This is a genomic window from Rahnella bonaserana, assembly GCF_019049675.1.
Lineage (GTDB): Bacteria > Pseudomonadota > Gammaproteobacteria > Enterobacterales > Enterobacteriaceae > Rahnella > Rahnella bonaserana.
Genome location: NZ_JAFMOW010000058.1, coordinates 68,170 through 88,629 on the forward strand (window position 1 = coordinate 68,170; position 20,460 = coordinate 88,629).

At 55.0% G+C, this 20,460-nt stretch carries 18 protein-coding genes; all 18 read left to right on the plus strand.

Annotated elements, in window-relative coordinates; all coding sequences use genetic code 11:
* Position 1: 1 nt before the first annotated feature.
* The 18 genes from ubiH to J1778_RS08235 all read left to right on the plus strand — a co-directional run bounded on the left by ubiH (position 2) and on the right by J1778_RS08235 (position 20,454).
* Positions 2 to 1,180, plus strand: a complete 1,179-nt coding sequence (ubiH, locus tag J1778_RS08150; protein WP_217172742.1) for a 2-octaprenyl-6-methoxyphenyl hydroxylase — start codon at positions 2 to 4, stop codon at positions 1,178 to 1,180.
* Positions 1,181 to 1,197: 17 nt separating this feature from the next.
* On the plus strand, positions 1,198 to 2,424 hold the full coding sequence (gene ubiI, locus J1778_RS08155; RefSeq protein WP_217172743.1) for an FAD-dependent 2-octaprenylphenol hydroxylase: 1,227 nt from the start codon (positions 1,198 to 1,200) through the stop codon (positions 2,422 to 2,424).
* A gap of 309 nt (positions 2,425 to 2,733) precedes the next feature.
* Entirely contained in the window at positions 2,734 to 3,831 is a 1,098-nt protein-coding gene (gcvT, locus tag J1778_RS08160) for a glycine cleavage system aminomethyltransferase GcvT (RefSeq protein WP_217172744.1), read from the plus strand.
* A 62-nt stretch (positions 3,832 to 3,893) separates the two neighbouring features.
* On the plus strand, positions 3,894 to 4,280 hold the full coding sequence (gcvH, locus tag J1778_RS08165) for a glycine cleavage system protein GcvH (protein WP_113878253.1): 387 nt from the start codon (positions 3,894 to 3,896) through the stop codon (positions 4,278 to 4,280).
* 109 nt (positions 4,281 to 4,389) lie between these two features.
* Entirely contained in the window at positions 4,390 to 7,263 is a 2,874-nt protein-coding gene (gcvP, locus tag J1778_RS08170) for an aminomethyl-transferring glycine dehydrogenase (protein WP_217172745.1), read from the plus strand.
* A 656-nt stretch (positions 7,264 to 7,919) separates the two neighbouring features.
* On the plus strand, positions 7,920 to 8,663 hold the full coding sequence (locus J1778_RS08175; RefSeq protein WP_217172746.1) for an SDR family oxidoreductase: 744 nt from the start codon (positions 7,920 to 7,922) through the stop codon (positions 8,661 to 8,663).
* Between the two features lie 330 nt (positions 8,664 to 8,993).
* Positions 8,994 to 9,851, plus strand: a complete 858-nt coding sequence (locus J1778_RS08180; protein WP_217172747.1) for a DeoR/GlpR family DNA-binding transcription regulator — start codon at positions 8,994 to 8,996, stop codon at positions 9,849 to 9,851.
* Between the two features lie 18 nt (positions 9,852 to 9,869).
* Positions 9,870 to 10,856, plus strand: a complete 987-nt coding sequence (locus J1778_RS08185) for a substrate-binding domain-containing protein (RefSeq protein ID WP_238484625.1) — start codon at positions 9,870 to 9,872, stop codon at positions 10,854 to 10,856.
* 2 nt (positions 10,857 to 10,858) lie between these two features.
* Positions 10,859 to 12,391 (plus strand): sugar ABC transporter ATP-binding protein, encoded by a 1,533-nt coding sequence (locus J1778_RS08190; protein ID WP_217172748.1) that lies wholly within the window; start codon positions 10,859 to 10,861, stop codon positions 12,389 to 12,391.
* Positions 12,384 to 13,373 carry an ABC transporter permease gene (locus tag J1778_RS08195; protein WP_217172749.1) on the plus strand — a complete coding sequence of 330 codons (990 nt, stop codon included), beginning with the start codon at positions 12,384 to 12,386 and terminating at the stop codon, positions 13,371 to 13,373. Before J1778_RS08190 ends, J1778_RS08195 begins: the two co-directional genes overlap by 8 nt.
* Positions 13,374 to 13,384: 11 nt before the next feature.
* The gene (locus tag J1778_RS08200) at positions 13,385 to 14,485 is read left to right on the plus strand and encodes an ABC transporter permease (protein ID WP_217172750.1); all 1,101 of its coding nucleotides are present in this window, start codon (positions 13,385 to 13,387) and stop codon (positions 14,483 to 14,485) included.
* Between the two features lie 39 nt (positions 14,486 to 14,524).
* Entirely contained in the window at positions 14,525 to 15,205 is a 681-nt protein-coding gene (gene alsE / locus J1778_RS08205) for a D-allulose 6-phosphate 3-epimerase (RefSeq protein ID WP_217172751.1), read from the plus strand.
* 15 nt (positions 15,206 to 15,220) lie between these two features.
* Positions 15,221 to 16,165 carry an allose kinase gene (alsK, locus tag J1778_RS08210; RefSeq protein WP_217172752.1) on the plus strand — a complete coding sequence of 315 codons (945 nt, stop codon included), beginning with the start codon at positions 15,221 to 15,223 and terminating at the stop codon, positions 16,163 to 16,165.
* Positions 16,162 to 17,094, plus strand: a complete 933-nt coding sequence (gene rbsK / locus J1778_RS08215) for a ribokinase (protein WP_217172753.1) — start codon at positions 16,162 to 16,164, stop codon at positions 17,092 to 17,094. Before alsK ends, rbsK begins: the two co-directional genes overlap by 4 nt.
* A 410-nt stretch (positions 17,095 to 17,504) precedes the next feature.
* Positions 17,505 to 17,825 carry a hypothetical protein gene (locus tag J1778_RS08220; RefSeq protein WP_217172754.1) on the plus strand — a complete coding sequence of 107 codons (321 nt, stop codon included), beginning with the start codon at positions 17,505 to 17,507 and terminating at the stop codon, positions 17,823 to 17,825.
* A 305-nt stretch (positions 17,826 to 18,130) separates the two neighbouring features.
* Entirely contained in the window at positions 18,131 to 18,646 is a 516-nt protein-coding gene (locus tag J1778_RS08225) for a hypothetical protein (RefSeq protein WP_238484626.1), read from the plus strand.
* 46 nt (positions 18,647 to 18,692) lie between these two features.
* Positions 18,693 to 19,565: a carbohydrate ABC transporter permease gene (locus J1778_RS08230; protein ID WP_217172755.1), complete on the plus strand. Its 873-nt coding sequence runs from the start codon at positions 18,693 to 18,695 to the stop codon at positions 19,563 to 19,565.
* Entirely contained in the window at positions 19,555 to 20,454 is a 900-nt protein-coding gene (locus J1778_RS08235; RefSeq protein ID WP_217172756.1) for a carbohydrate ABC transporter permease, read from the plus strand. The genes J1778_RS08230 and J1778_RS08235 overlap by 11 nt, the downstream gene beginning before the upstream one ends.
* Positions 20,455 to 20,460 lie beyond the last annotated feature (6 nt).

Here is a 20,460-nt window from a genome sequence, read left to right on the forward strand (position 1 = left end):
TATGAGCATAGTTATTGTTGGTGGCGGAATGACCGGTGCCTCGCTGGCGCTGGCGATTTCCTCGCTGACGCAGGGCAGTTTGCCGGTGCATCTGGTGGAAGCCTCTGCGCCGGAACATCACGGACATCCGGGTTTTGATGCCCGCTCGATTGCGCTGGCGCAGGGAACCTGCCAGCAGTTAGCCCGCGTCGGCATCTGGCCGGCCCTGAAAGCTATCGCCACGCCAATTCGTGATATCCACGTCAGTGATCGCGGTCATGCGGCTTTTGTGAATCTCAATGCCGCACATTACGGCGTTGAAGCGCTCGGGCAGGTGGTTGAATTGCATGAAGTTGGCAAGCGGTTGTTTGCCATGCTGAAAAATGCCCCCGGCGTCACGCTGCATTGCCCGGCTAAAGTCACGGATGTCACGCGTTCGCAGGATTCTGCCTGCGTCACGCTCGATACCGGTGAAACACTGACCGCTCAGCTGCTTGTCGCCGCTGACGGTTCACATTCTTCGCTGGCGAAAGCCTGCAACATTGGCTGGCAGCGTGAAGACTATGCTCAGATCGCCGTCATTGCCAACGTGGCAACCAGCGAGCCGCACAACAATCGCGCTTTTGAGCGCTTCACAAAACACGGTCCGCTGGCACTGCTGCCCATGTCCGATGGCCGCAGTTCGCTGGTCTGGTGTCATCCGCGCGAAGCGAAAGAAGAGATTGATCACTGGACTGAGGCGCAGTTCCTCAGCGAGCTGCAAAAAGCTTTCGGCTGGCGACTGGGCACCATCCAGCAGGCGGGTAAACGGTTCAGTTATCCGCTGCAACTACAGCAAGCCAACAGCCATATCAGCCATCGTCTGGCGCTGGTCGGTAACGCGGCGCAAACGCTGCATCCGATTGCCGGACAAGGTTTTAACCTCGGGCTACGTGACGTCATGACGCTGGCTGAGACGCTGGCTAACGCGGCTGCGAAAGGCAGCGATGTCGGCAGTTACCCTGTACTGAGTGAATATCAGCAGCGTCGTCAGCCCGATCAGCAGGCCACCGTCGGCGTGACCGATGGCCTGATCCACCTTTTTGCCAACCGCTGGCTGCCGCTAATGGTCGGACGTAATCTCGGTTTACTGGCGATGGAAGGCATTACGCCATTACGCGATGCTTTTACTCGCAGAACGCTGGGCTGGGTCGATCGTTAATCCCTACAGGAAAAATTATGCAATCTTTTGATGTGGTTATCGCCGGTGGCGGAATGGTCGGTCTGGCGCTGGCATGTGGTTTACAAGGCAGCGGCCTGCGCGTGGCGGTGCTGGAAAACCAGCAGCCGGATCTCGATTCACCGTTACCGGAACAGCCGGGTTTGCGGGTTTCTGCAATTAATGCTGCCAGTGAACGTCTGCTGAAATATATCGGCGTCTGGGACAACATCATTGCTCAGCGCGCCAATGCCTATCAGGGGATGGAAGTCTGGGATCGCGACAGCTTCGGTAAAATCGCGTTCCGTGGCGAAGAATACGGTTTCAGCCATCTCGGTCACATCATTGAAAATCAGGTGATCCACCGCGCATTGTGGCAGCGTGCGGAAAAATCCTCCGACATCACTTTGCTCGCGCCGGCAACATTGAAAAATGTGGCGTGGGGCGAAAACGAGGCGTTTATCACCCTCAACGATGATCGCCAGCTCACCGCACGGTTAGTGGTCGGTGCGGACGGCGCACAGTCGTGGCTGCGTCAGCATGCCGACATTCCGCTGACATTCTGGGATTATCGGCACCATGCACTGGTGGCGACCATCCGCACTGAAGAGCCGCACCAGTCTGTTGCACGCCAGGTATTCCACGGCGAAGGCATTCTGGCATTTCTGCCGCTGGCCGATGCTCATTTATCTTCTATTGTCTGGTCAGTTTCGCCGGATGAAGCACAGCGCCTGAGCGCGCTGGAGCCTGAGGAGTTCAACAAAATCCTCGCCAGCACCTTTGACCTGCGCCTGGGTATTTGTACCGTTGAAAGCGAGCGCCTGACCTTCCCGCTGACCGGCCGTTATGCCCGCAGCTTTGCCGGACAACGTCTGGCGCTGGTGGGCGATGCGGCGCACACCGTGCATCCGCTGGCCGGTCAGGGCGTCAACTTAGGCTTCATGGATGCCGCTGAACTGGCATCTGAAATCAGGCGGTTGCAAAAAGAAGGCAAAGATTTCGGTCAGCATATGTATCTGCGTCGTTACGAGCGCCGTCGCAAACACAGCGCCGCGCTGATGCTGGCGGGTATGCAGGGCTTCCGCGAACTGTTTGCCGGTGACAATCCTGCCAAAAAACTGTTGCGCGATATTGGTCTTACGCTGGCGGATTCTCTGCCGGGCGTGAAACCTAAACTGGTGCGTCAGGCAATGGGGCTGAATGATTTACCGGCGTGGTTACAGGACGATTCACTTCGATTGAAATAATCTAATTTCAGCTCAGTTTTTCCATTACATTTTCTAATCCGGGGCCGGATTTCTCATTCTGCAAATGGTGAGAAATCCGGCCTTGTCGTTATATAACATCGATACTTTTGATGTTTATTTGTAGATTTTGCGTCACAAACCCCAGTTTACCAGTCAAAAACTCTGCACAATGCCCTTGTGAAATCACTGACATTTATCCCGCTCTGCATATTTTAACTTATGGTTAGCAGGGAGATTCAGTGGTAAGTTCGAGCGAGGGTATCGTTTGCGCGGTGTGCTGTTTATGCACTTAATTAAATGAGGAATAAGATGGTTAAGCAGACTCAGCTTTATGAACAACATGTTGCGTGCGGCGCGCGTATGGTCGATTTCCACGGCTGGATGATGCCTTTGCATTACGGCTCCCAGCTGGATGAACACCACATCGTGCGTCAGGATGCCGGTATGTTTGACGTCTCTCACATGACCATTGTCGATCTGCACGGTGCACGTACCCGTGAATTCCTCCGTTACCTTCTGGCGAACGATGTCGCCAAACTCACCGTTCCCGGCAAAGCGTTGTACACCGGCATGCTCAATGCTTCAGGCGGCGTGATCGACGACCTGATTGTTTACTTCCTCAACGAAAATTATTTCCGTCTGGTGGTTAACTCCGCAACCCGCGAGAAAGATCTGGCATGGATTTCGCAGCATGCAGAACCCTACGCTGTTGAACTGACGGTGCGTGATGATCTGGCGCTGGTTGCTGTGCAGGGCCCGCAGGCGAAAGAAAAAGCACAAACCCTGTTCACCGATGAACAAAAACAAGCGGTCGCGGGCATGAAGCCGTTCTTCGGTGTTCAGGCGGGTGACCTGTTTATCGCGACAACCGGCTACACCGGCGAAGCGGGTTATGAAATTGCGCTGCCGCAAGAGCAGGTCGCGGATTTCTGGCAGAAATTGCTGGCCGCAGGCGTGAAACCTGCCGGTCTGGGCGCGCGCGACACGCTGCGTCTGGAAGCAGGCATGAATCTCTACGGTCAGGAAATGGACGAGGGCGTTTCACCGCTGGCGGCCAACATGGGCTGGACCATCGCCTGGCTACCGGAAGACCGTAACTTTATTGGCCGTGACGCACTGGAAAGACAGCGCGAGCAGGGCACCGAACAGCTGGTCGGCCTGGTGATGACTGAGAAAGGCGTATTGCGTAACGAACTGCCGGTGCGATTCACCGACAGCGCGGGCAACACGCTGGAAGGCGTGATCACCAGCGGCTCATTCTCTCCGACGCTGGGCTACAGTATTGCTCTGGCACGCGTTCCGGCGGGCATTGGCGAAAACGCTATTGTGCAAATCCGAAACCGCGAAATGCCGGTAAAAGTCACTAAGCCAGGTTTTGTCCGTAATGGCAAACCGCTGGTGCAGTAAAGAATTCGTAATAAAAATTATCCAGTTAACGCTGAATTAAGCACTTTTTTGGAGAAAGTAACATGAGCAATGTTCCAGCAGATTTGAAATACGCCTCTTCCCACGAGTGGGTACGTTCAGAAGGCAACGGCGTTTACACCGTAGGCATCACCGAACACGCGCAGGAATTACTGGGCGACATGGTCTTCGTTGATCTGCCAGAAGTTGGCCGCGAAGTGGCTGCCGGTGAAGACTGCGCCGTGGCTGAATCCGTCAAAGCGGCGTCAGATATTTATTCTCCTATCAGCGGCGAAATCGTTGCAGTTAACGGCGAACTGGAAGGTTCTCCGGAGCTGGTCAACAGCGAGCCCTACGGCACCGGTTTCCTGTTCCAGATTAAAGCGTCAGACGAAAGCGAACTGGCTAAGCTGCTTGATGCAGAAGCCTATTCAGCTTCCATCGACGAATAATTACACATAGCTTGACCCGCCCCGCAACCCGTTTGCGGGGCAGATCCCGACCCGTAGCTTTTGTCAGTATCCCAAGACACCTCCAGCAGATTTCAGGAATGCGTAGCAAATGACTCAGACTCTCAGCCAACTCGAACACAGCGAAGCCTTTATTGGCCGCCATATCGGTCCGTCTTCTCAGCAGCAGCAGCAAATGCTGGAAACGGTCGGTGCGGACTCCTTAAACGCGCTGATCCAGCAGATCGTTCCGGTCGATATCCAGTTGCCGGGGCCACCGGCTGTCGGCGATGCCGTGACTGAACATCAGGCGCTGGCTGAGCTGAAAGCCATTGCCAGCCAGAACCAGCGCTATAAATCCTACATCGGTATGGGTTACAGCGCGGTGCTGACGCCGCCGGTTATCCTGCGCAATATGCTGGAAAATCCGGGCTGGTACACCGCGTATACACCGTATCAGCCGGAAGTCTCACAAGGTCGTCTTGAAGCATTGCTGAACTTCCAGCAACTGACGTTAGATCTGACCGGTCTGGATCTGGCTTCTGCTTCTTTGCTCGACGAAGCGACTGCCGCCGCCGAAGCGATGGCGCTGGCAAAACGCGCCAGTAAACTGAAAGACGCTAACCGTTTCTTCGTGGCTGATGATGTGCACCCGCAAACGCTGGACGTGGTTCGCACCCGTGCGGAAACTTTCGGTTTTGACATCATCGTTGATAAAGCCGAGAAAGTGCTCGAGCTGGAAGGCGTGTTCGGCGTGCTGTTGCAGCAGGTTGGCACCACCGGTGAAGTTCACGATTACACCGCACTGCTGGGCGAACTGAAATCCCGCAAAATTATTACCAGCGTAGCCGCTGATATCATGGCGCTGGTGTTGCTGGCCGCACCGGGCAAGCAGGGCGCAGACGTAGTCTTCGGTTCTGCACAACGCTTTGGTGTGCCGATGGGCTACGGCGGTCCGCACGCGGCATTTTTCGCCTGCGTAGATGAATTCAAACGTTCCATGCCCGGCCGTATCATCGGGGTTTCCCGGGATGCCGCAGGCAAAACTGCACTGCGTATGGCGATGCAGACACGCGAGCAACATATCCGCCGCGAAAAAGCCAACTCCAATATTTGTACCTCGCAGGTTTTACTGGCGAATATTGCCAGCCTGTATGCGGTATTCCACGGCCCTGAAGGCCTGAAACGCATTGCGTCACGTATTCATCGTCTTACCGATATTCTGGCCGCTGGCCTGAAACAGGGCGGTCTGACGCTGCGTCATAACACCTGGTTCGATACACTGACTGTTGAAGTCAAAGACAAAGCCGCCGTGCTGGAACGCGCGCTGAGCTTCGGCCTGAACCTGCGTACTGACATTCACGGCGCAGTCGGTATCACCCTTGATGAAGCTACGTCCCGCGAAGACGTTCAGATTCTGTTTGCAGCCCTGCTGGGTGACGATAACGGTCTGGATATCGACAAACTGGACAAAGCCGCATCGACCGACAGCAACTCCATTCCTGCGGCGATGCTGCGTGTGGATCCGATCCTGACCCATCCGGTATTTAACCAGTACCACAGCGAAACCGAGATGATGCGTTACATGCACCGTCTGGAGAAAAAGGATCTGGCGCTGAATCAGGCGATGATCCCGCTGGGTTCCTGCACCATGAAACTGAATGCTGCGGCAGAAATGATCCCGATTACCTGGCCGGAATTCGCTGAACTTCATCCGTTCTGCCCGACAGAACAGGCTGGCGGTTATCAGCAAATGATTGGTCAGCTGTCACAATGGCTGGTTCAGCTCACCGGTTACGACGCAGTTTGTATGCAGCCGAACTCCGGCGCGCAGGGTGAATATGCGGGTCTGCTGGCCATCCGTCGTTACCATGAAAGCCGTAACGAGAGCGGTCGTCATATCTGCCTGATCCCAAGTTCAGCGCACGGTACTAACCCGGCTTCCGCGCAAATGGCGAGCATGACCGTGGTAGTGGTGGCGTGTGACAAACAGGGCAACATCGATCTGAGTGACCTGCGTGAGAAAGCAGCGAAAGCGGGTGATGAGCTGTCTTGTATCATGGTGACGTATCCGTCAACGCACGGTGTTTACGAAGAAACCATCCGTGAGGTGTGCCAGATTGTGCATCAGTACGGCGGTCAGGTTTACCTCGACGGCGCGAACATGAACGCACAGGTCGGCATTACGACGCCGGGTTACATCGGCGCGGACGTCTCGCACCTTAACCTGCATAAAACCTTCTGTATTCCGCACGGCGGCGGCGGTCCTGGCATGGGGCCGATTGGCGTGAAATCACATCTGGCTCCGTTCGTTCCGGGTCACAGTGTGGTACAGATTGACGGCGTACTGACGCAAAACGGCGCGGTTTCTGCGGCTCCGTTTGGCAGTGCTTCCATTCTGCCAATCAGCTGGATGTACATCCGCATGATGGGCGCGGAAGGCCTGAAACAAGCCAGCCAGGTCGCTATCCTGAATGCCAACTACATCGCCACCCGTCTGAAAGACGCCTATCCGGTGCTCTATACCGGCCGTGATGGTCGTGTTGCGCACGAATGTATTCTGGATATTCGTCCGCTGAAAGACACCACCGGTATCAGCGAAATGGATATCGCCAAACGTCTGATCGACTATGGATTCCACGCCCCGACCATGTCCTTCCCGGTTGCCGGTACGCTGATGGTTGAGCCAACCGAATCCGAAAGCAAAGTGGAACTGGATCGCTTTATCGATGCGCTGCTGGCCATCCGCAGTGAAATCGACCGCGTGGAAAAAGGCGAATGGCCGCTGGAAGATAACCCGCTGGTGAATGCACCGCACGTGCAGAACGAGCTGGTCAGCGACTGGAACCACCCGTATACCCGTGAAGTCGCGGTATTCCCGGCCGGTTACGACAACAAATACTGGCCGACCGTGAAACGTCTGGATGACGTGTACGGGGACAGGAATTTGTTCTGTTCATGTGTGCCGATGTCAGATTACGAGTAAGACTCTTTTTAGCTGAAGCCGCAGCTAGTGGCGGCTTTTTGCTAACGTCAAAATCAAGGTCGTGGGCGCCGGCCCACACCGGGTTAAGGGGCGTAAACGCGCCCCTTAACAATCCTGCGTTTTTTCACTCCGCGCTGTCGCATTCACGATGGACATGCACCGCTAAAATAGTGAGTGGCGTAAATTCAGGTGCTTCGCACTGCCTTCTCTCGGTGTTACTCGGCCTAGGGCCTCGCCCTTCGGGCCGTCACTTCGTGACGTTGTCTTGCAGAGCTCGACCCAAGCCATAGGTCTTGAAGCCGCTCCGTTCAGCTGAATTTTGAGCACGCCAATTACCTTCTCTAAAAGATAAACCCCTTGTGTTTTTGAATTTAAGATCCCGCGGGCGATTCAGAAAGCTTGCTGACTGAGAGGTTGCAGACCCCAGGCTGCAATCCCGAAAGGAAGGGACCGCGCAGCGGCAAGATTTCCAGCCTGTCACCATGATTTCTGAAACATAGTGTCTAGCGGCAGCGCGCAGTGAAAAAACGGGGGAGTCCAGAGGGCGCGCGTTTACGCGTCCTTTGGGCCAGTGTGGGTGGCAACCCACGAACTTGACCTTGCAGTTGAATATTCCTCTTCTACACTTTCCTCACTTTCCCCCACTGGAGTATTCAATGAAAATCGCTCTCGTCACCGGCGCCAGCCGTGGCATCGGCCGTGCAACGGCTCTTCTTCTTGCGCAGCAGGGGTACGCCGTCGGTGTGAATTATGTGAATAATGAAACCGCAGCGCACTCCGTCATCGATGAAATCCATCAGGCCGGAGGCAAAGCTATTGCACTCAAAGCTGATATCGCTGATGAAGCGCAGGTTGTCGCGATGTTCAAACAGCTGAGCGCCGAACTCGGCCCGATCACCGCGCTGGTGAATAATGCCGGGATTTTGTTCCAGCAGACCACCATTGAAAATATCTCCGCTGAACGCATCAATAAAGTGCTGTCTACCAACGTGACCGGATATTTCCTGTGCTGCCGCGAGGCGGTGAAAATCATGTCGCATCGTCATGGCGGAAAGGGCGGGGCGATTGTGAATGTGTCCTCGGCGGCGTCCCGTCTGGGCGCGCCGGGTGAGTATGTGGATTACGCGGCATCGAAAGGTGCGGTGGATACCCTGACTACCGGTCTGGCGCTGGAAGTGGCCCCGTACGGTATCCGCGTAAACTGTGTGCGTCCCGGCCTGATCTATACCGAAATGCATGCCAGCGGTGGTGAGCCGGGGCGTGTCGATCGCGTGAAAGCTAATCTGCCGATGCAGCGCGGCGGTCAGCCGGAAGAAGTGGCACAGGCAATCTCCTGGCTGCTGTCGAATTCCGCCTCTTACACCACCGGCAGTTTTCTCGAACTGGCTGGCGGCAGGTAATCAGAGTAAATCATTAATAACGGGGAACGCTCCCCGTTCACTCCCCCAAACGGTCAAATCCACACAACCGGTCACTAACGGTCATTAAATTGCACGAGGAATTGTGACCGTTTGCAAATCTGTTGCTGTCTTGTTGCAACGCAAATAACGATTTAATGCCGCTCCCGCCACAGATCCAAACTTTAACATTTCAACTTTTCTCACCTTTTCGTGACAACTATCACAGGACGATTGTGGCAAAAAATGCGCACAGTCGCCTTTGAGGCACTGCGCATTCCATGAACATCCGGCTGCGTATCCTATTTGACATCGGGAAAGAGGAATCACCACATGCTGCCAGTAGAGCGACATCGTTATATCACCGAAATTCTCAGCCAGCGCGGACGCATTCTGGTACAGGAAGTGGCGCAGTTATGCCGTATCTCGCTGGAAACGGCGCGGAGGGATCTGGCGCTGCTGGAAAAGCGCGGCGTGCTGTTACGCAGCCATGGCGGCGCGGTGTTTCTGGAGCATTCGGCGGGCGAAAAAACCTATGTGCCTTCGCAGATTGAACAGGGTGAGTCCTTTCGTGACCGCAGTAATCAGTCGCCGGACAGCAAAACGCGCATCGCCAAACGGGCATTGCAGCTGATTAATCCCGGTGATTGCCTGCTGCTCGACAGCAGTTCCAGCAGCTGGTTTCTGGCGCGTCAGTTGCCCGATATTCAGCTGGTGGTGCTGACTAACTCCGTACACATCATCCAGACGCTGGCGGTGAAAGCTAACGTGCGGGTGATCGGACTGGGCGGCGAATACTCGGCGAAATACGAAGATTTCGTCGGCGTGCTGGCCGAGCAGATGCTGAAAGAGTTCGTCATCAACAAACTGTTTTTCTCCTGTCACGGCATCAGCCACGAAGGCGGCATCCGTGAGAGTAACGAGCATCATGCGCGGCTGAAACAGCAAATGCTGCTTTCCTCCGAGCATAAAATTTTGCTGGCTGACTCCAGCAAATTCGGCCGCCGCTCCTTTGCGCGGATCTGCCACTACCGGGAAATCGACACACTGATAACAGACCATCTGGAGGATGAAGAATTCCGCCAGGAACTGGCCTGGAGCAACGTTAACGTGATTGAAGTTTCTCCGTCACCCCTACAGAAAAAAACTAAAAACAGCCGCAACGGCCCGTTAGCTGCGGCACATAACTGACCTCCCAGGAGAGTAAACATGATCAAGAAATCCGTTCTTGCCTGCCTGTTCGCCACAGCCATGTTGTCCCTGTCTGCGCATGCCGCTGACAAAATTCGCATGGGCGTGGTGGTGAAAGTGGGCGGTAACGCCTGGTTCAACGCGATGGAAGCCGGGATCAAAAGCGAAGCGGCCAAACGCGGGATCGACGCGTGGCAGGTCGGGCCGACCAGTGCGGATCCGGCGTTGCAGGTGCGTGCGATTGAAGATCTGATCGCCCAGAAAGTGGATGTGATCGGCGTGGTGCCGAACGATGCCCGCGTGCTGGAGCCGGTGCTGAAACGCGCTCACGACGCCGGGATCAAAGTCATCGTGCATGAATCGCCGGATCAGAAATATGCCGACTGGGATTTCGAAATGGTCGATGCCACGCAGCACGGCATTAATCACATGATCGCGCTGGCGCAGTGCATGAAGGAAAAGGGGGATTACGCGGTGTACGTCGGCAGTCTGACCGTCCCGTTGCATCAGAAATGGGCCGATGCCGCCATCAATTATCAGAAAGAACACTATCCGGATATGCATCTGGTCGGCGACAAATTCGGTGTCGGCGAATCGCTGGATGACAGCATCCGTACCACTAACGACCTGATGTCCAAAGACGGCAACCTGAAAGGCATTCTGGCGATCGGTTCACAAGGTCCGATAGGTGCAGGCCGCGCGGTGCTTAACCGTGGCAAAACTGACGACATCTGCGTGTTCGGGCCGTTCAGTCCGGGTCAGGGCGCCAGTCTGGTGAAAGCCGGCGCCATCAAAGGCGGCTTTATCTGGAACCCGATGGTTGCCGGTGAAGTCTTTGTGCGCATCGCCGAGAAGCTGGAAAAAGGCGAAAAAATCACTGACGGCATGACCATTGAAGGCATGGGCAAAGTGAAAGTCGACGAGGCAACGCGCACCATTTTGGGCAACGAAACTGAAAGCCTGGATAAAGCGAACCTGCCGAAACTGGTCAAAATGGGACTGTAATCATGGCAATCTCCGAGATCATTCAAACAGATAACGCGCCGCTGATTGATGTGCAAAACCTGTCAGTGACGTTTGGCGGGCAGCGTGCGCTCAACGACATTTCCCTGCGGCTGATGCAGGGCGAAGTTCACTGCCTGGCGGGCACCAACGGCTGCGGAAAAAGTACGTTGATCAAAGTGATCTCGGGGGTTTATCAGCCGGACAACGGTTGCCAGATCACGCTCAGCTCGCCGTCGCAGGGCAGCCAGACCTTCAGCAAACTGTCACCGGATCAGGCGCGGCAGTTTGGCGTACAGGTGATTTATCAGGACTTATCGCTGTTCCCGAACCTCAGCGTGTTCGAGAACATCGCCTTCGACCACAACTTACAGGGGCTGATGGGCTGGTATCGTCCGTCGCGCCTGCGGGAAACCGCGCAGCGCATTCTGACTGAACTGAATTACACGCTGGATCTCGACAGCAAAGTCTCGGCGCTGCCGATTGCCCAGCGCCAGCAGGTGGCGATTTGTCGGGCGCTGGTGGCCGATGCGCGTTTGGTAATTATGGATGAACCGACCGCCTCACTGACCCGCACCGAAGTGAATCAGTTGCTGCGCACCGTGCATTACCTGAAAAGTAAAGGCATCAGCGTGGTGTTCGTCAGTCATCGCCTCGATGAAGTGCTGGAGATTTCCGACAGCGTCACGGTGATCCGCGACGGTAAAAAAGTGGGTACCTTTCCGGCCTCTGAAGTCAGCAGCGAACGTCTGACCGAACTGATGACCGGCCTTAAACTCGATTACCGCCTGAAAGCCGCCAACATGAATGACCAACGCATCATGCTGGAAACCGACAAACTCAGCCGCGCTGGCCAGTATCACGACGTCAGTTTCAAACTGCATGCCGGAGAGGTGCTCGGTTTATGCGGTCTGCTCGGCAGTGGCCGTACCGAACTGGCACTCAGCCTGTTCGGCATGACCAAACCTGACAGCGGCAAAATTTATCTCGACAGCAAACCGGTGCGTTTTCGCAGCCACGAAGACGCGATCAAATCCGGCGTCGGTTATGTCTCGGAAGATCGCCTGACGCTCGGGCTGATCCAGCAGCAGTCGGTTGGCGACAATACCGTGCTGGCAATCATGGATCAGCTTCGCAGCCGTTTTCACCTGATCGATGAATATCGCAAAAACAAGATAATCCAGCAGTGGATCGAAAAACTCGGCGTCAAAGTCGCCAGTCCTGATCAGGCGATCTCCACACTTTCCGGCGGCAATCAGCAAAAGATCGTCCTCGCGAAATGGGTACTGACGCAGCCGAAAATCCTGATCCTCGATTCCCCCACGGTTGGCGTCGATGTTGGCGCGAAAGCCAGCATTTATCAGTTGATCCACCAGCTGGCGGAAGAGGGGATTTCCATCCTGCTGATTTCCGACGAAGTGCCTGAAGTCTATTTCAACTGCGACCGCGTGCTGCATTTCAGTGAAGGCACGGTGGTTGGCGAATATCTGCCGGGCGCGATCACCCAGCAACAACTTGCGGAGGCGGTCAATGCTTAAGCTCAGCCGGTTACGCCCGTCCAGTAACGAAGGCTATTTAGCCTGGGTATTGCTGGTGGTGATCGTCACCTTTTCCTTGCTCACCAACCAGTTTCTGACTTTACAGAACCTGCTGGATCTGACCGAAAGCTATGCCGTCAGCGGCATCTTTGCCCTCGGCCTGTTCGTGGTGCTGGTCACCGGCGGAATCGATATTTCGTTCGCTGCCGTGGCTTCTGTCGTGCAGTACATCATCGCGACACTGGCGATCCACTACGGTCTGAGCAGTCCGGCCGGCAGCATTATACTGGCGGTCGCCATCGGTACCGTGCTCGGGATGATCAATGCCCTTCTGATCTACTGCCTGCGTATTGTGTCGATCATCGTCACCATCAGTATGCAGTCACTGCTGTTTGGAATGCTGATGTGGCTGACCAACGGCACCAGTCTGTACGACCTGCCGGACTGGCTGACGACGCCGATCCGCGTGCTGCCGTTCAGCGTCGGCGAACAGCATTATCAGATTGGTTTGCCGGTGGTGGTGATGCTGGCAGTCGCCGGACTGAGCTGGATCCTGCTCAACAAAACCCATCTCGGACGCCAGTTGTTCGCCGTCGGCGGCGATCAGGAATCTGCGCGTCGTATCGGGATCCGCGTCGGTTTACTGCATCTCTTTGCTTACGGTTATCTCGGTGCGATGGCGGCGATTGGCGGACTGGTGCAGGTGTATCGCGTGGGTGAAGTGGTACCGAATGCGCTGGTCGGCGGCGAGCTGGATGTGCTGGCGGCAGCGGTACTCGGCGGTGCCAGCCTCAACGGCGGTAAAGGCAGCGTGGTCGGCACACTGATGGGCGTGTTCCTGATTGGCGTGCTGAAAAACGGCCTCAATCTGATCGGCGTATCCAGCTACTTCATGAACATCGTCATCGGCGTGGTGATCGTCGCGGCCATCACCGTCACCCATTATAAGAAACGCAAAGAAACCGAAGTCGGCTTCGCCTGAGGAAAACCGCTATGTTCGCAAAAAGCAGAAATGTGAGTCTTAAAGCGAAGCCCGATGCGGGGCCTCGCCTGAAAATCGGCAACCTGAAGATCGCTTCCCTGAAGATAGACAACACGACACTCGGATTATCGCTGTTATTGCTGGTGGTGATCATCGGCTTCAGCCTGGCGATGCCGGGGCGCTTCTTCAGTGACGCCACCTTTATGAGCGTCGCCTTCCAGCTGCCGGAGCTGGGTTTACTGACGCTGGCGATGTTTATCCCAATCCTCAGCGGCGGCCTGAACCTGTGCATTATCGCCACCGCTAACCTGACCAGTTTACTGATGGCGTGGGTGTTTCTCACCTGGTTGCCGCCGGATGCCAGCATGGCGATGCAGGCGGTGTGGCTGACGCTGGCGCTGGTCGGCGCAATGATTCTGGCGCTGGTGATTGGCATGCTGACCGGCGCGCTGGTGGCGTACGTCGGCGCGCATCCGATTCTGGTGACGCTGGCGACCATGACCATGGTGAACGGCGTCGGCATCTACCTTTCACGTGGAGCGGCGATCAGCGGTATGCCCGATATCGTGCGCTTTATCGGCGCGGAAACCCTGCTCGGCGTGCCGGTTCCCTTAATCATCTTTCTGCTGACCGCCGCCTTAATCGCGGTGTTTTTAGAACGCACCCGCCTCGGTAAATACATCTACATGAGCGGCAGCAATATCAACGCCACCCATTTCAGCGGCGTGAATACCCACCGCGTGCTGATCGCCATCTACGTGATTTCCAGCATGTTATGCGTGATAGCCGGACTCATCATGATGGCGCGTTTTAATTCGGCGCGCATGGGCTACGGCGACTCGTATCTGCTGCTGACGGTGCTGGCCATCATTCTCGGCGGCACCGATCCCAACGGTGGCTTCGGCAAAGTTGCAGGCGTCGTGCTCTCGCTGATTGTTCTGCAGGTGATTTCCACCGGCCTGAATCTGATGAACGTCAGCCCGCATTTCAGCCTGGCGATGTGGGGCGCGGTACTGATTGTGGTGCTGGCGCTGAAATTCTTCCGCAGCCGTTATCTGCAAAAAAGGGCGGGGCGAATGAGTGCTGCCAAAGCGCGGGCGGCTCAACCTTAAACACTCTTTTTAACATTGCCTCTGACTTAGGAAAACATCATGGATTACAAAATTTCTCCGTCGCTGATGTGCATGAGCCTGATCGACATTAAACAGCAACTCGAGGTGCTGAACCGCCGCGCCGACATGCTGCACATCGACATCATGGACGGCCATTACGTTAAAAACATCACGCTGTCACCGTTCTTTATCGAGCAGATCCGACCGCATACGCCCCTGGTTCTGGACGTGCATATGATGGTGGAAAACCCGGCTGACTTTATCGAGCCGATAGCCCTTGCCGGTGCCGATTTTATCTGCCCGCATGCCGAAACCATCAACCGCGACGCGTTCCGCATCATCAGTCAGATCCGCTCGCTGGGTAAAAAAGTCGGTGTGGTGCTCAACCCTGCGACGCCGGTGGAGTACATCCAGCATTACATTCATCTGCTGGATAAAATCACCGTGATGACTGTGGATCCGGGCTATGCCGGACAGCCGTTCATCCCTGAAATGCTGGAGAAAATCGCCCAGCTGCGCGATCTCAAACAGCAAAAGGGTTACCGCTACCTGATCGAAATCGACGGTTCCTGCAACCTGCGGACTTATCAGGATCTGATGGGCGCGGGCGCGGAAGTGCTGATCGTCGGCAGTTCCGGCCTGTTCACGCTGGACAACGATCTGGATGTTGCCTGGGACAAAATGCTCGATCAGATGCGTCAGGCGCGTCACGCAGCCTGAGGGCAGGAGAGCCGTATGCCGCACTTTCTTGGAGTGGATGTCGGGGGCACCAATACCCGTTTAATGCTGATGGACAGCCAGCAAAATTTTCGCGGCTACCACAAAACCCCGACCCAAAGCTGGGCGGGGCAGACTGACCCGTTACAGGGGCTGGAAAACCTGATCATGGCGTATTTGCAGGAACAGGATCCGCATCATCAGGTGGCGCAGGTGATGCTCGGGCTGCCGGGCGTACTGTCCCGCGACCGGCAAACCGTGTTATCGCTGCCGTTCATTCCCGCGCTGGATAATCAGCCGGTGGCGACGCTGCTTTCGCAACGTTTACACCTGCCGGTGGCGATGGATAAAGACGTTAACCATCTGATGTGGTGGGATTTAATGCAGCACGGCGCGCAGCCGGATGTTGCCGTCGGGCTGTATCTCGGCACCGGGCTGGGCAACAGTTTATGGATCAACGGTGATTTTTATCACGGCGCGCACGGCGGTGCGGGGGAACTCGGTCACATTCCGCTGGCAGGCAATCCGCTGCTCTGTCCGTGCGGCAAAACTGGCTGCGTCGAGACGCTGACTTCCGGTAACTGGCTGACCGGCTGGGCGCGGCAGCACGCGCCGCATACGCCGTTCGCCGAACTGTTTGTGCGTCATGCCGGACATGTGGATTTAACCGAATTTGTGGCACGACTGGCGCGAACTGTCGCCAGCGAAATGAACATTCTGGATCCCGGATATTTAGTGCTGGGCGGTGGCGTGCTGGCGATGGAAAACTTCCCGCTGGCCGAACTGGAACAGCAGCTACGCAGCCATCTGCGCAGCCCTTATCCGGCGAACGGACTGACGATTCATTTCAGCGCCGTCACCGATGAGACCGGTTGCCGTGGCGCATGTTTAGCCGCACAGCGCGTTTTTCCGTCGCAGCCAGCCCTGGCCGCCGGAACATTTTCCTTCAGGAGAGAGGCATGAACAAAGGCAAGGTATGCGTATTTGGTTCTTTCAACCTCGATATCGTCGCGGGCATGGCGCGTTTTCCCAAACCGGGAGAATCCCTGATTGCCCGCAACAGCATGATGGGCGCGGGCGGTAAGGGCGCCAACCAGGCGGTCGCCGCGCTGCGAGCCGGTGCACGGGTTCATTACATCGGTAAAGTTGGCCGCGATGATTTCGGCATGTTTGCCCGCCGCCATCTCGACAGCGCCGGTTTCGATGCCGTCACCCTGTTTTCCACCAGCGAATGCCCGACCGGCAACGCGCTGATTTATGTCGCCGGAGCCGATGCCGAAAACATGATCGCCGTTGATCCGGGCGCAAACCTGACGGTCACCGACGAAGAAGTCGAACAGTGCCGTCCGGCCGTCGCTGCCGCTGATATCCTGCTGACGCAGCTGGAAAACAATCTGCCAGCGATTGAAAAATTGATCGGCATCGCGAAGGACAACGGCACCTATATCATCCTCAACCCCGCGCCGTTCCAGCCGGTGTCCGATCATCTGCTGGCGCAGGTGGATTTACTGACGCCGAACGCCACAGAATGCACGCTGCTGACCGGCATTGAAGTTCGCGATATTCCCTCTGCCGGACGCGCTGCCCACGCGCTGCACGCCAAAGGAATACAGGCGCTGATCATCACGTTAGGCACGCAGGGCGCGCTGCTTTCAGTGAACGGCGAAACGCAGATTATCCAGGCCTGTCCGGCCACTCCTGTCGACACCACCGGCGCAGGTGATGCCTTCAATGGCGCGCTGGCCTCCCAACTCGCCGCCGGTGCCACACTTCCCGAAGCCGCACAATTCGCATCCGCTTATGCTTCTGTATGTGTGGAACGCGCAGGCGCAGCGGCATCCATGCCGACGTATGAAGAAGCGCGGGAAAGAATGGGAGTTGTGGTGGTCTGAAGCGGGTTTGCCTTTTGCTCCTGCAAAAGCTGCGGGTTTTCTTTACTCCTCCCCCTTGCGAAGGGGGAGGTTGGGAGGGGGCCGACCGGCGTTATTCCTGCGAGACATCTTCCAGATTCCAAAGTAACTCCCTGTAAATCCATACAGCCCATTTCATTCGAAAAATGGCAGGAATATAGTCGCTTCGCTGCGGAAGAACCGTAGTCAGAATTAGCGTTCTGGATCAGATTTACTCGATTGCACTGTGGCATAATGCCGCAGGTTTTGAGTCACCTGTAAATTATGGTGGTTCAGGCAGGGGCTTCTCAGAAGCGCCGGTTTTCGAGTCCGGTAACGCTAACTCTGTCTGAGCCACCACCCGAGGTTAGCGTCTCGTGTGGGGCAAAACTTACTTTACTCGAGACTTTAAAATGACCGATTCAATTACCGAAACCACTCATTCTGAAAATTCCCTCACCGTTTTCCGCGCCCTGATTGCCGATTTGGAACTGAGCCATTTCACCGATCCCCAGCTTTACGATCTGGGTGCTGTCGCGTCTGAATCCGCCGAAGGGCTTTGCCAGGGTTTGCTGTGCCTGAGTGAAGGGCTGGAAAATAGCGAACTGTTGCCGCCGGAAGGTATTTCGCAGGTGAGTGCCTATCTGAAAGCCTCCGCGCATCTGCTTCCGGCGCTGTTTGAATTGTCAGAGAAGGCGGGGATTGCACTGGTGAGAGCGAAAATACGGGTTTAATCTTTTGCACCTTGCCCTGCGAAGGCTGCGGATTTGTCTTTTGCTCCTTCCCCTCTCACGAGGGGAAGGCTGGGAGGCCGGGTGTTGGTTTAGTGCAAACTTTAAAATAAATATAAAATATACTCCACGTGTTTTTATATGTTTTTTGTATGATTGAAGCTAATTCGTTTGTATTTATAAGATTCATTTTAATGTAAAAATGATTAATGTTTGCGTGGTTTTTATTTTAATATGTGGTAATGAGGGACCAAACTCCCATTGGGATGATCCTAAAGATCAGACATGGACAAGATCAGGGATTGATTATGCCAAAAGAACGGGTTTTTAGGAAAATATATATTTTCATCGTGTTGGTTGTAGCTTTCCTGGGATATTTAATTAAGGTGGTATTAGATTTTTCACCTTATGAAAAAACGATTATACGAAAGGAAAGTATAGGCGATTTTAATACCCTGTATGTGACTGAAGGTAGTGCGGGAGCAACGACCAAAAATACGTATAAATATTATCTTTATCCATCTGTAAAAACGGAGAAAGAGTTTCTGGCGGATGTCAGAGATTATCCTTCTGTTCTTTTTACTTCAGATTCAAATGTCCAAATGCAATTGAAGGGCAGATATCTCTATTTTACAGTTAAAGGAACTATTTATAGTTTTACCAACCAATCTGATTCTGTCTTTATACCTCAACTCAACCCCATTTTAGTGGGGTTGTATCCGCATGTTACCGTTCAATCTGACACCCGACCTTTATTTTGTTCAGTAACATTGCTCATATTTCATTCAAATAACCATCACATTCCCGCCATGTGGCTGACATAAATGCAGGACAGGATAGGCACCTTATTTCGCTGACCGGTACCCTGTAATGCGCCGCACGTTGTTCCCTTATCTGATTTTGCTGCCGACGCTGATTTTTCTGCTTTTATTCACCTATTACCCCTTATTTCAGTCAGCGTCTGATAGCCTGTTTGACAGTCGTCTGTCGTCGGATGCGCCGCCGTTTGTTGGTCTGCAAAACTATCTGCGCCTGATCCAGGATTCGGTTTTCTGGCGCGCACTGCTCAATAATCTGGCGTACATCCTGATGACCGTGGTGCCTGGCATTGTGCTGGCGCTGTTGCTGGCGGTGGCGCTGTGGGAAAACACCTCGCTGAACCGCTGGCTGCGTACCGCGTTTTTCTTCCCGATGATTATCCCGCTGGTCAGTGCTGCCACCTTGTGGTTGTTCATTTTCATGCCCGGTATGGGGCTGCTGGATTACTACCTCGCGAAAGTGTTCGGACCGATGAATAACAATTACCTCGGCATGAGCAACAGCGCGCTGATCGCGCTGAGCGTGATCGGTGTGTGGAAATTCGCCGGTTATTACATGCTGTTTTTCCTCGCCGGATTGCAGTCGATCCCCGCCTCGGCACGAGAAGCGGCGCTGATGGAAGGGGCATCGCGCCCGCAGGTTTTCTTCTATATCACGTTGCCGCTGCTGCGCCCGACCATCAGTTTTGTGGTCACTATTGCGCTGATTTATTCGATTACCCAGATCGACCACGTCGCTGTGATGACGCAGGGCGGGCCGAATAATGCCACCACCGTGTTGCTGTATTACATCCAGAGTCTGGCGAATGACACTCACGATTTAGGCAAGGCGTCGGCGGCGACCTTCCTGACGCTGGTACTGCTGTTTGGTTTTTCGATACTGAATTTACGCGTGCTGGAAAGAGGGGCTCACTATGAGCGTTGAAACGTCTGAAACGCCGGTGATGACCGGTAAAAAAATGCGGGCGGGCCTGCGTTCGCCCTCAATGCTGTTGCGTGGTGCGCGCCATTCGACACTGCCGGTTTTACTGCTGTGCGCAGCGTTTTTGTGGATGGCGCCTTTTCTGTGGATGCTGTCGTCTGCGTTCAGTGAAAGCAGTTTTTCTCCGGATATGGCCTCGCTGTTACCGCGTTTTCCGCTGACGTTGCAAAACTTTCGTGATGCGTGGGACAGCGCCGACTGGCTGCGGCTATATGCCAACACGCTCTTCTTCTCCTTCGGCACCTTTATGGTTCAGCTGGTGACGATCACCACTGCCGGTTACGTGTTCGCTTATCACGAATTTCGCGGCAAACAGACGCTGTTCTACCTGCTGCTGATCCAGCTGATGATCATGCCGGTGATTATGATGGTGCCGAACATGATGATCCTCAAACAGTTCGGGCTGCTCAATACATTGACCGGCGTGATGATGCCGTATTTCGCCTCAGCATTTGGCGTGTTCCTGATGCGCCAGGCATTCCTCAGTATTCCCCGTGAAATCGAAGAAGCCGCGCTGATGGAAGGTTGCCGCTGGTGGCAGGTGGTGTTCCGCGTGCTGATCCCGATGTCGTGGCCCGCCATTCTTGCCTTTGCCACCGTCAGCATTACCTATCACTGGAATGAATATCTGTGGCCGCTGATGGTGCTCAATGATCCGGACAAACAGGTGCTGACCGTCGGGCTGGTGTCCTTCGCGATGGGCGCGGAATCGGGTGGACAGTGGGGCTTAATTACTGCTGGCACGCTGATGGTGTGCCTGCCGCTGATGCTGGCGTTCATTATTTTTCAGAAACAGTTCCTGAAAAGCTTCGGCTTCTCGGGCATTAAATAAAGGGAT